This window comes from Microbacterium sp. (genome assembly GCF_031178525.1).
Lineage (GTDB): Bacteria > Actinomycetota > Actinomycetes > Actinomycetales > Microbacteriaceae > Microbacterium.
The window spans coordinates 1-11,635 of sequence record NZ_JAPSJA010000067.1; the positions used below are offsets into that span (position 1 = coordinate 1).

The following is an 11,635-nucleotide window of genomic DNA, read 5'->3' on the forward strand; positions in this document are numbered from 1 at the left end:
TACGCCCGTAACTACCTCATCCCCCAGGGCTTCGCCGTCGCGTGGACGCGCGGTGGCGAGAAGCAGGTGACGTCGATCCGCGCTGCACGCGAGGCTCGCGCCATCGCGACGCACGAAGAGGCCGTCGTCCTGAAGAACACGATCGAGGGCACCCGCGTGAAGCTCGCCGTCAAGGCGGGCGCCGAGGGTCGCCTGTTCGGTTCGGTCAAGACCGCCGACATCGCGGACGCGGTGTCGGAGGCCGGTCTGGGCTCGCTGGACAAGCGCAAGATCACCATCCCCACCGCCATCAAGACGGTGGGCGACCACGAGGCCGTCGTGCGCCTGCACGACGACGTCACGGCGGTCATCGCGCTGCAGGTCGTGGCGCTCAAGAAGTAAAGCGACTCGACGCTTTCGAAGCGGGGCGGATCCTTCGGGGTCCGCCCCGCTTTCGCGTGCGGCGGGCGCGGCGCGACCGGCCTCGTGGGCGCGCGTCCCTCACGGCGTGCCGGCCCCGCGGCGCCGTTACGCGGCGTTCACTCCGTCTTGACATATCGGCCGTCGGTCGGATCGGGATGGCGACAGTTCTTCACAGTCGGGGGCGGGCGAGCGAACCTTCAAGCCCTTGTTTAATCACAACGTCATCCACAGGGTGTGGGATCTGGGAAGCGCAGGTCAGCGGCGAAATAAAGCAGGTGCATCGCCGGGCGCGTCGCCGTTCTCCACAGCGGGTTTCCACATGCGTTGCGGTGGTTTCCGCAACCTCTCCACAGAGTTATCCACAGGCCGGTTTGCTTGGGGGCGACGCCGAACCTACGGTGAACGAGCGGATGTCGGAGGTCCCTGCTTTCCTGACTGCGACACCGCGTCCCACCGCACGCGGATCCGGATCACCCCACCCGGAGCCAGGCGGGCGAGCGCGTCCCGAAACGTCTCTCGCCGAAAGGAAGGAAGTCCCCGTGTCGATCGCCGATATCTCCGCCGAGCGCCTGGGCGGGCCGCGCGAGCATGAGCGCACGCCTCCCCACGACCTGCTCGCCGAGCAGTCGACGCTCGGCGGCATGCTGCTGTCGAAGGACGCGGTCGCCGACGTGATCGAGTCGCTGCGCGGCTCGGACTTCTACATCCCCAAGCACGAGCTGATCTTCGAGGCCGTGCTCTCCCTGTACTCGCACGGCGAGCCCACCGACGTCGTCGCCGTCACGGACGAGCTGATCAAGACCGGCGACCTGCAGCGCGCGGGGGGTGCCGACTACCTCCACTCGCTCACGTCGATCGTGCCCACGGCCGCGAACGCCGGCTACTACGCGAACATCGTCGCCGAGCGCGCGCTGCTGCGCCGCCTCGTCGAGGCGGGCACGCGCATCGTGCAGATGGGGTACTCCGGCGAGGGCGAGGCCGTCGACCTCGTCAACAACGCGCAGGCCGAGATCTACGGCGTCACGGGCACCGAGCGCACGGAGGACTACGTGCCGCTGTCCATCGCGGTCGATGCGGCGATGGAGGAGATCGAGGCGGCCGGAGGTCGCGACGGCGGCATGACGGGCGTGCCGACCGGGTTCGCCGAGTTGGACGAGCTGACGAACGGCCTGCACGGCGGGCAGATGATCGTCGTGGCGGCGCGTCCCGCCATGGGCAAGTCGACGCTCGCGCTCGACTTCGCGCGGGCGTCGGCGATCAAGCACAACATGCCCGCCGTGTTCTTCTCGCTCGAGATGGGCAAGGCCGAGATCGCCATGCGCCTGCTCAGCGCCGAGGGAGCCATTCCGCTGCAGAACATCCGCAAGGGCACGCTCGACTCGCGCGACTGGACCAACATCGCCCAGACGCGCGGACGCATCCACGAGGCGCCGCTGTTCATCGACGACAGCCCCAACATGACGCTCGTCGAGATCCGTGCCAAGTGCCGTCGTCTCAAGCAGCGCGCGGGCCTCAAGATGGTGATCATCGACTACCTGCAGCTCATGACCAGCGGCAAGAAGGTCGAGTCGCGCCAGCAGGAGGTCAGCGAGTTCTCACGTGCGCTCAAGCTGCTGGCGAAAGAGCTCCAGGTGCCGGTCATCGCGCTGTCGCAGCTGAACCGAGGATCTGAGCAGCGCACGGACAAGCGCCCCCAGGTGAGCGACCTGCGCGAGTCGGGTTCGATCGAGCAGGACGCCGACATGGTGATCCTGCTGCACCGCGACTCGGTCTACGACAAGGACACCCGCCCGGGCGAGGCCGACCTGATCGTCGCCAAGCACCGCAACGGCCCCACCGCGACGATCGAGGTCGCCTTCCAGGGTCACTTCTCCCGTTTCGCGGACATGGCCCCGGCCAACGACTTCGCGTAGACGGGTGGTTGCAGGGGGCCGTCCCGGGGCGCGAGCATTCTCGAGACGCCGGCGACAGTGCCGGTGTGGCAGCTGCCGTGATCGCCGCCGGCTACGGCGACACCCGTCTTCCTGCATGGCGTACCCGTGCGGTCCCGTGCGGAACGGGCTCCGCGCTCACGGGCCCTCCGTCGCGTAGGCGGCGATCTGGATGAGATTCCCCACCGTGTCGTCCAGGACGGCGGTGGTGATCGGGCCCTGCGCGAGAGGCTGCTGCGTGAAGTGCACCCCGAGGGCGCGGAGGCGCTCGTACTCGGCGATCACGTCGTCGACGCCGAAGGTGCAGAACGGGATGCCGTCGGAGACCAGAGCCGCTGTGAAGGGCGGGACGGCGGGGTGGTCGTTCGGCTCGAGTGAGATCTGGGCTCCGTTCGGAGCGGCCGGGTCGACGACCGTGAGCCAGCGATGCTCGCCCATCGGGATGTCTGCCGCGACGGCGAACCCCAGCTTCTCGGTGTAGAACTCGAGTGCGCGCTGCTGATCGTCGACGAAGACGGAGAAGGCCTGGATCTTCATGGTGTTCCTGCTTCCGGTGTGAGCGGCCATCGCGCCGTGATCTGCGCGAGCGGGCGGGTGTCGAGGGTGTGGAACTTGTAGCGTCCGCGGCGCTCGCTATGGACGAGGCCGGCGGATTCGAGCACCTCGAGATGCTGCGACACCGCCTGCCGCGAGGGGGTGAGCCCGTGATGCGACAGCCGGACGCACAACTCGAACAGCGTCTGCTCGTCGCGGGCCGCCAGTTCGTCGAGGATGATGCGACGAGTCTCGTCGGCCAGAGCCTTGAAAACGTCGCTCACGCGGACACCATAGGCAAGTTTCTGCTTGCCTGTCAACGCCGGCATCGCGAACACGGCCCCTGCGGACTCCTGCGCGTTGCCGGATTCCCGTTCTACCGGCCCGCCCGTACAGCGGAATGGCGTCGCGCAGGGAGATCGAACGGCATGGCGCGCGGTCCAGCTCCGCCAGTCACCGCTGTCTCAGGGTGAACGAGCGTCAGCTCGTCGCAGGGCCCGCGTTTCCGGAGTCGGGCGCGGGCGCTGCCGGCGCGGGTGGAGCCTGCTCCGCGGTGTGGATGGCGAAGCCCTCGACCTCCGAGAATCCCAGACGCGAGTAGACGCGCGCCGCGTCGTCGCTGTCGGGGTTGAGGACCGAGATCCGGGCACCGTCCTCGAAGGCGCGCTGCAGCAGCCAGGACGACAGCGCCGCCCCGACGCCTCGCCGCCGAGCCGCCGGCAGCACGCCGATGCCCGCGAGCAGCGCGGACGGGCCGGCCCATCCGTCGGATCGGAGCGCGTAGCCGGTCGCCACAGCGCGCCCGCGGATGGTGGCGAGCGCGACCGTCGCCCGGGACGACCGCAGGAGCGGCAGCATCCACGCCGTCGCCGGGTCGCCGCCGAAGGCCTGGGCGTCCACGGCGACGACGTCGTCGAGGTCCCGCTCGCTGGCGGCTCGCACCGTCACGCCGTCGGCCGTGGTCGGGCGGAGCGTCGAAGCGTCGAGCGCCATCAGCCGGCAGCGGAACAGCAGCCTGCCGTGTCGCCACTCGGCACCGGCCGGCACCCGGAAGCCCCACGGCACGCCCTGGCGCTCGTACCAATGGGCGACCGCCCCGACGTCCGCGGCGGACGGGTCGTGCACATCGGCGTTGTTCCACTGCGGGTGGGGCAGGCCGCTGGCCATCGTTCGCACGCCGGGATGCTCGGCGACCGCTCCGCCGCTCCCGGCGCGGATCAGGCCGTGTGCCTGCCAGGCGTCGCCGTCCGCCGCCCGCGCGGTCGCGGCATCCACCGTCGTGGTCTCGTCGACCGTGGGGATGCGGCTCTCGTCGCCACCGGGGCCGGTCATCCGAGCAGGTCGTCCAGGATCTCGGCGGTGTGCGTCCAGGCCAGCGCGCCGCCGACGCCGGGCACCACGCGCCGCGCCGCGGAGTAGCGCTGCGCCAGCCGGTCGCCGAGGTCGGGGGAGTGCGAGCTGTCGTCGGCGCCGAACCAGATCCGCACGTCGCCGACGGACCGCTCGGGTATCCGCCACGGCGTGGAAGCGATGATCGTGTCCTGCGCGTAGCCGGCGCCGCCCTGGACGAACCCCTCCTCGAGTGCTGTCCGATACAGGCGGCGGAAGTCGTCCTCGCCGAACACTTCGGCGTCACTGGCGGCCGCGCCCGAGAAGACGAAGTCCATCATGCTCTCGGCCGTGAACGAGCTCAGCAGCTCCCGCATCGACTCCTCGTCGGTCGCGATCCGCTGGACGAAGGTGGCGACGTCGGCCGTGAGCAGGGCGCTGAGACCGGGATGGGCGAGCTCGTCGGCGGGCGAGACGAGTGCGATGCGTGAGACGATGCCGCCGGCCGAGGCGGCGAGCCCGAAGACCGCTCCCTGCGAGTTCGCGATGGCGACGGGGGTGTGGGCGCCGATGTCTGCGAGCGCGTGGGAGAGGTCGGCCGCCACACTCCGGGCGGACTTCGCGGGGTCGGGGCTGGAGGCTCCCAGGCCCGGCCGGTCGAACGTGATCAGTCGCACGTTCCTGGCCTCGGCGGCGTTTCCGGCGACGTTCATGGATCGGGAGCTGGCGGCTCCGGCGAAGAAGATCACGGGGATGCCGTCCGGTGCCCCGTACTCGCCGAGCGCCAGCGTGCGCCCGTCCGGAAGCGTGATCCTGTGCTCGCGCTGCGGGGGGTGAGCAGTGAACTCGTGCGGCATGCCGGCCTTTCTCGTCGAGGGGACGCGTCGTGACGCCTGCCATTCTCCCGGCACGGGGCGTCGCGACGGGGTGCACACGACGGGGTCCGACCGGCCGTGTGCGCCGACCGGTCAGGGGCTCACGGCGTCGACCGCGAGCTCGGCCATCCGCAGGCCGCCGGGATGGTCGTCGGCGGTGATCGTCACGACGGCGTCGCCGGCGAACACCAGCAGCTGCCCGTACGCGCCGTGCAGGCGCCACGCCTCACCGGGCCCGGCCCAGCCCGCCAGCGCGTACTGCTCGTAGCCCGGGGATCCGCCCGTGGCGATCCACTCCGAATGCATCGCGTCGATCCATCCGGACGAGACGATGCGCTCGCCCCGCCAGACGCCGCCGTCGCGGATCAGCCTGCCGATGCGCGCCAGCTCCTCCGTGCGCAGGAACACACCGCCCGCGGCCCTGATCCAGCCGCGGGGGCAGCGCTCCCAGCGCACGTCGTCGATGCCGAGCGGGGCGAACAGCCGCGGCGCGAGCCAGTCGCGCACGTCGCCCACGACCGCCGCGAGCGCGCGCATCGCGGTGTACGTGCTCGCGTTGGCGTACTGCGTCACGCGCCCGCGCGACGGGCGGCTGAGGAACTCGCGGGCGAGATCCGGCCAGTCGTCGTACAGCGTCGGCGTCCACGGCAGGTCGATGCCGCTGGTCATGGTGAGCAGGTGCCGGATCGTCACCCGGTCCACGCCGTCCCCGGTGGCGAGATCGGGAAGATAGCGGGCGACGGGGGCGTCGATGTCGAAGACGCCCTCGTCGTGCGCGATCGCCGCGGCGAGAACCGCCACGCCCTTCGCCACGGACTCGATGTCGATGCGCTCGTCCGGCGCCCAGCGGTGCGTGGCCTCGTCCTCGCCGATCAGCACATGCGCACCGAGCGCGCAGAGCCCCTCCGCGTCGATCCCGCGCACCAGGCGCTCGAGGGCGACCTGGGCCGTGATGATGTCACGCCCCGTGATCGACTCCACCGGCGCTGCCCTCCTCCGAAGACCCGTCCCGCCCGGAACGGACCTCGGACAGACTACGCGCACGCCTCGGCCGCGACGCGGATGCGTCAGCGCTGATCCAGCTCGGCCGCCACGCGCAGCCACGGTTCCGCCGCGTCGCCGTGGGCGGCCGAGCCACGCGCCGAGCCGTCCGCGCGCACGACGCGCGCCCAGTCGTCGAGGCCCGTGCCGGCCGCCTCGAGCCGCCCGCTCAGGCGCCGCACGGCGCGCCGCGTCGGGGTGCCCTTCACGCTCGCGGTCGCCATGTGCGCATCCACGAGCGCGACGAGGGCGCCGGTGAGCGGCTCCGGCCAGACCAGCCGCTCGCCCAGGCCCCGGACGATCGCGGCGCCGGCGTCGGCATGGCCGTGGGAGATGATCCTGCCGTCCGCATTCCGCGTCGTGGTCTGCGGCTTGCCGACGTCGTGCAGCAGCGCGGCCAGCACGAGCAGCTCGCGGCGCTCGCCCGCGATGCCGTCGCGGGCGCTGTCGGAGGCTGCGAGGTCGGCGGCGATCAGGCAGTGCGTCAGCACGTCGCCCTCGGGATGCCAGATCGGATCCTGCTGCACCCCTCGCATGGCGGCGAGCTCCTCGATCGCATCGACGACGCCGTCCTCGACCAGCGCGCGCGACGGCTCGGGGTGGGTGCGGGCGATGTCACGCACCGTCAGGCCGATGGCCGCCGCATCACGCTCCGGGCTCATGCGCCGATCCTGTCAGCGCGGGATCGATCGCGGCAGTCCCTCGGATCGCGGTTCTCAGGAGATCCGGGGTTCTCAGGAGCAGGTCCGCGTCTCGGCTCCTGAGAACGCGACCTCTCCGGAGAACCGGCCGCCGCTCCGGATCACCGGTCGTCCGCCGCGCGTCCTAGCGGAGTGCGTCCTCGGCCTCCCGCAGCCGACGCTCCGCGAGCTTCGGCAGAGCCAGCTGCCGGGCGCTCTCCAGCGCCCGCAGGACGGCTCCCTGCGTGACGATGTCGGCTCCCAGACGCGACGCGACGAGTGCGGGGGCCGGCAGGTGCAGATGGGGTCCCAGCGTCTCTCGGGCGGCGTCGAGCACCGGATCGATGCGCTCGGCGATCCCGCCGCACACGATGATCCGCTCCGGGTCGTACATGCTGCCGAGCACCCCCACGATGCGCGCGAGGCTCTCGCCCACCGTCCGCACGACCTGCCGTGCATCGGCGTCGCCGTCGGCCGCGAGCGCGAGCACGCGGCGGGCGTCGACCTCGCGCGGATCGAGACCGGCGAGGCCGCCGCCGGGGGCCGCGTCCCCTGCCGCGATGAGTGCGCGCGCCCGCCGCTCGAGGATCGGGCCGAGACCGAAGGCCGAGTCGACCCCGCGGACGTAGTCGAAGGCGAACATCTCGCCGACGCCGCCGTGCATGCCGTGGAGCAGGTGCCCGTCGATCACCACGCCGGCGCCGAGCCGCTCGCCGGCGAGCAGTGCGACGTAGTCCCGGCAGTCGACGGCCGCGCCCGCCGCGCCCTCCGCGGTGGCGGCGAGCTGCGCATCGTTCTTCACCTCGACCACGTCGGCCACGCCGCCGAGCAGATCCACGAGCCCGGCGTTGGTGCGCTCCCAGAACCCGTCTGGGTGCCGCGGGGAGTGCCCGTCTCGGTCCACGGGTGCCGCGACTCCGACGCACAGTGCGAGGACGGGTCCGCGGGCACCTCCCGCGAGCGTCGCCTGCACGTGGCGTCGCACGGCGTCCTGGCGCTCGCGAATCGAGTGGTCCGGGTCGAGATCGATGCGGCTGTGCAGGATCGTCTCACCCGCGAGATCCGCCACCTGCAGGCTCAGGTGCGCGTCCCCGGCATCCAGACCGGCGACGGTGCCGAGATCCGCGGGCAGCTCGAACCGTCGCGCGGGCCGCCCTGCCCGATACTCACCGGCCGCACGCGCGTTGGGCAGCTCCCGCAGCATCCGAGCAGCGACGAGGGTGTCGATGGCGTCGATCGTCGTGGAGCGCGTCAGCGCGGCGGCGGCCATGGCGTCGGTCGCGGTGAAGACACCCGCGCCCCACGCGAAGTCGAGCACCCGGCCCAGGCTGGACCGGCCCGTGCCGAGATCCGCGGAGCTCTTCGCCATCGCTCTTGACCTTTCGTTCGAGTCCTGAGAGAGTCTTCCTCAATCGACTTGATTCGGCCAGCAAATTTACTCCGGCGAGGCCGGCGCGGCCGACTCCATGAAAGGACGACGGTGTCTTCGAGATTCACCCCGCTGGTGCGCCTGGCGGCCGCCGCGGCGGCCCTCACTCTGGCGGGGGCGACGCTCGCGGGCTGCTCTGCGGACGGACGCGAGACCATCCGGTTCGCCTTCTCCAAGCGCGAGGCGATCGAGTTCATGAACGGGCTCGTCGGCGAGTACAACGCGTCGCAGGACCGGGTGCGCGTCGAGATGGACACGTCGGGGATCGACGTCGTCTCGGCGAGCTTCGTGCGCGGCAACCCGCCGGACGTCATGCTCGCGAACTACAACTACGAGGTCGCCCGCTACGTGCAGCGCTGCGCGCTCATCGACCTGTCCGACACCGAGGCGGCCGCCAACACCAATGAGGACCTCGGGCCGCTCATGGCGCAGTACGGCACGTGCGACGGGCGCGTCAGCGCGATCCCCTACTCGGTCATGGCGGCATCCGTGATCTACAACAAGCAGCTCTTCGCCGAGCACGACGTGGAGGTGCCGGAGACCTGGGAGGAGCTGCTCGCGGCGTGCGAGACGTTCGAGGCCGCCGGCGTCACGCCGATCTACGCGACCTTCAAGGACGACTGGACCGTAGGCCAGGGCTGGTACGACTACGCGGCGGGCGGGTCGCTCGACGTGATCGACTTCTTCGACGGGCTGGCGGCGGAGGGCGCCGAGGTGGGCGCGGACTCCGAGGTCTCCTTCGAGAAGGACTTCGCCGAGCCGATGGAGCGGATGATCCGGCTCACCGAGTTCACGAACGACGACGCGGCGAGCCGCGGTTACGGCGACGGGAACCTGGCGTTCGCGAACGGCGAGGCGGCGATGTACCTGCAGGGGCCGTGGGCCTTCAGCGAGATCGCGAAGACGTCCGAAGACCTTGATCTCGGCACGTTCCCGCTGCCGATGACGGACGATCCGGACGACCGCGCCGTACGGGTGAACATGGACCTGGCAGGCATGATCCCGGAGGAAGGGGGCAACCCGGAGGCCGCGCGCGACTTCCTCGAGTTCCTCTTCCAGCCCGAGAACATCGAGGCGTACAACGCCTCCCAGCTCGGCTTCACGCCGACGGCCGATGCGCCCCCGCCGGATGACCCCCGCATCGAGGGGATGAGCGAGTTCTACGCCGAGGGCCGGATCTACCAGGGCCCGTCGGTGCTCGTGCCGCGCACGATCCCGATCAACGGCTACGCGCAGGCCATGGTGCTGGGCTCCGACCCCGGCCAGATGCTGCGCACGATCGATGCGGACTGGGCACGCGTGGCGTTCCGCGCGCCCGCGCCGCGAACCGATGCGCAGGAGGCGGACGGATGAGCGAGGCGATCATCACCACGGGACCGGCGCCCACAGCGGCGTCCTCGACCGGGCACCACGGCAAGCGCCGCGTCGAGCCGATCTACTACCTGTTCCTCGTGCCGAGTCTTGTGCTGTTCACGCTCGCGATCACGGTGCCGGGCGTGGTCGGCATCTTCTTCAGCTTCACGGACTCGATCGGGATCGGCGAGTGGAGCTTCAACGGCTTCACGAACTACGTCGCGATGTTCGGCGACCCCGCGGTGCTGCGCAGCTACCTGTTCACGTTCGGGTTCTCGATCGCGACCGTCGTCGTGGTCAATGTCATCGCGTTCCTGCTCGCGGTGGGGCTGACGTCGCGCATCCGCTTCAAGACCGGTCTGCGCACGATCTTCGTGATCCCGATGGTGATCTCGGGCATCATCATCGCCTACGTCTTCAACTTCCTGTTCTCCAACTCGCTGCCTGCGGCGGGCGCCGCGACCGGCATCTCGTGGCTGCAGACCAGCTTGCTGGCCAACCCCGATCTGGCGTGGATCGCGATCGTGATCGTCACCGCCTGGCAGGCGGTGCCGGGAACCCTGCTGATCTACATCGCGGGTCTGCTGTCGGTGCCGGGCGATGTGTACGAGGCGGCCGACATCGACGGCGCGACCAAGCGCCAGCAGCTGTTCCGGATCACGATCCCGCTCGTGGCGGGGTACGTCGTGATCAACGTGATCCTCGGCTTCAAGAACTTCCTGAACGCGTACGACATCATCGTGGGTCTCACGAACGGCGGTCCCGGCACCGCCACCCGCAGCGTCGCCATGACGATCGTGCAGGGCTTCTACGGCGGCGACTATGCCTACCAGATGGCGAACGCCACGATCTTCTTCATCGTCGCGGTGCTCATCTCCCTCCTCCAGCTCTCGCTGACGCGCGGAAGGAACACGTTCTGATGTCGGCTACCGCCTCGAACACGACCCAGGGCGCCCCGGAAGTCTCCCGGACGACCCGCGCCACGCGCACGATCCGCACGGGCGCGGAGCGCGTCAACTGGTCGGGCACCATCCTGCTCATCCTGTGCGCGGTCACCGTGGTGCTGCCGCTGTACGTCACGATCAGCATGGCGTTCAAGACGGGCGGCCAAGCGGTCGACGGCAACGCGTTCTCGCTTCCGGCGCCGTTCAGCATCGACGGCTTCGTCCAGGCCTGGAACCTCACGCGCTTCCCCGTGGGTGCCGGCATCTCGCTGTTCGTGACCGCGGGGACGGTCGTCGCGACGATCGTGCTCGCGGCCACGGCGTCGTACGCGATCGTGCGCAACTGGGACCGGCGCCTGTTCCGCTGGTCGTTCTTCTACCTGCTGGCGGCCATGTTCATCCCGTTCCCGGTCGTGGCGCTGCCGCAGATCCAGCTCACGGGACGCATCGGGCTCGACAACCCGGTCGGCGTGATCATCCTCGCCACGATGTTCCAGCTGAGCTTCAGCGTGCTGCTGTTCACGGCGTTCCTGCGGTCGATCCCGATCGAGCTCGAGGAGAGCGCGCGGATCGACGGAGCCACCACCTGGCAGACCTTCTGGCGGCTGATCTTCCCGCTGCTGGCTCCCATGAGCGCAACCGTCGGCATCTTCGCGTTCCTGTACGCCTGGAACGACTTCATGATGCCGTCGCTGATCATCTCCGATCCGGCCCTGCAGACGCTTCCCGTGCGCCAGAACCTGTTCCAGAACCAGTTCAGCAACAACTACAACGTCGCCTTCGCCTCGTACCTGATGGCCATGGCGCCCGCCATCGTCGCCTATCTGTTCACGCAGCGCTGGGTCATGGAAGGCGTCACGCAGGGCGCCGTCAAGGGCTGATCCCCCCCGAACCGAACGCACGACTCGCCCACCCACCCACCCGCACGCGCGACAGACCGCGCAGCGCACCGACGACCGAAAGGAACCCGCGCCACATGACCGAGGTGCTTCCCATCGACACCCCCGACGCCCTGAAGGACCCGACCTGGTGGCGGCACGCCGTCGTCTACCAGATCTACCCGCGCAGCTTCGCGGACGCGGACGGCGACGGTCTCGGCGACATCCCCGGCGTGGTC

General features: G+C 70.3%; 12 protein-coding genes. 5 read left to right on the top strand and 7 right to left on the bottom strand.

Annotation, left to right across the window (positions count from 1 at the left end; translation table 11 throughout):
• Window positions 1-381 (top strand): 50S ribosomal protein L9 (gene rplI / locus RIF89_RS06375; protein WP_309068298.1); only part of this gene is annotated, 381 nt, incomplete at its 5' end.
• A gap of 560 nt (window positions 382-941) precedes the next feature.
• Window positions 942-2,315, top strand: coding sequence for a replicative DNA helicase (gene dnaB / locus RIF89_RS06380; RefSeq protein WP_309068299.1), 1,374 nt, complete (start codon window positions 942-944; stop codon window positions 2,313-2,315).
• A 156-nt stretch (window positions 2,316-2,471) separates the two neighbouring features.
• Here the strand turns inward: dnaB and RIF89_RS06385 are convergent, their stop codons facing one another.
• From RIF89_RS06385 to RIF89_RS06415, 7 genes are all read right to left on the bottom strand, one after another.
• The gene (locus RIF89_RS06385) at window positions 2,472-2,870 is read right to left on the bottom strand and encodes a VOC family protein (RefSeq protein WP_309068300.1); all 399 of its coding nucleotides are present in this window, start codon (window positions 2,868-2,870) and stop codon (window positions 2,472-2,474) included.
• On the bottom strand, window positions 2,867-3,196 hold the full coding sequence (locus tag RIF89_RS06390) for a metalloregulator ArsR/SmtB family transcription factor (protein WP_309068308.1): 330 nt from the start codon (window positions 3,194-3,196) through the stop codon (window positions 2,867-2,869). Before RIF89_RS06390 ends, RIF89_RS06385 begins: the two co-directional genes overlap by 4 nt.
• 151 nt (window positions 3,197-3,347) lie before the next feature.
• Window positions 3,348-4,199: a GNAT family N-acetyltransferase gene (locus RIF89_RS06395; RefSeq protein ID WP_309068301.1), complete on the bottom strand. Its 852-nt coding sequence runs from the start codon at window positions 4,197-4,199 to the stop codon at window positions 3,348-3,350.
• Entirely contained in the window at window positions 4,196-5,053 is an 858-nt protein-coding gene (locus RIF89_RS06400) for an alpha/beta hydrolase (RefSeq protein ID WP_309068302.1), read from the bottom strand. Before RIF89_RS06400 ends, RIF89_RS06395 begins: the two co-directional genes overlap by 4 nt.
• Window positions 5,054-5,164: 111 nt before the next feature.
• The gene (locus tag RIF89_RS06405) at window positions 5,165-6,052 is read right to left on the bottom strand and encodes a serine hydrolase (protein ID WP_309068303.1); all 888 of its coding nucleotides are present in this window, start codon (window positions 6,050-6,052) and stop codon (window positions 5,165-5,167) included.
• Window positions 6,053-6,138: 86 nt separating this feature from the next.
• Window positions 6,139-6,774 carry an HDIG domain-containing metalloprotein gene (locus tag RIF89_RS06410; protein WP_309068304.1) on the bottom strand — a complete coding sequence of 212 codons (636 nt, stop codon included), beginning with the start codon at window positions 6,772-6,774 and terminating at the stop codon, window positions 6,139-6,141.
• Window positions 6,775-6,937: 163 nt separating this feature from the next.
• Window positions 6,938-8,161, bottom strand: a complete 1,224-nt coding sequence (locus RIF89_RS06415) for an ROK family protein (RefSeq protein WP_309068305.1) — start codon at window positions 8,159-8,161, stop codon at window positions 6,938-6,940.
• Between the two features lie 111 nt (window positions 8,162-8,272).
• On the opposite strand from RIF89_RS06415, the gene RIF89_RS06420 reads away from it, so the two are divergent.
• The 3 genes from RIF89_RS06420 to RIF89_RS06430 are packed head-to-tail and all read left to right on the top strand — an operon-like array spanning window position 8,273 to window position 11,399.
• Window positions 8,273-9,574: an ABC transporter substrate-binding protein gene (locus RIF89_RS06420; RefSeq protein ID WP_375294442.1), complete on the top strand. Its 1,302-nt coding sequence runs from the start codon at window positions 8,273-8,275 to the stop codon at window positions 9,572-9,574.
• A complete protein-coding gene (locus RIF89_RS06425; protein WP_309068306.1) occupies window positions 9,571-10,494 on the top strand; it encodes a sugar ABC transporter permease in 924 nt (307 codons plus the stop codon). The genes RIF89_RS06420 and RIF89_RS06425 overlap by 4 nt, the downstream gene beginning before the upstream one ends.
• Window positions 10,494-11,399, top strand: a complete 906-nt coding sequence (locus tag RIF89_RS06430; RefSeq protein WP_309068307.1) for a carbohydrate ABC transporter permease — start codon at window positions 10,494-10,496, stop codon at window positions 11,397-11,399. Before RIF89_RS06425 ends, RIF89_RS06430 begins: the two co-directional genes overlap by 1 nt.
• The last annotated feature ends 236 nt before the right edge of the window (window positions 11,400-11,635 follow it).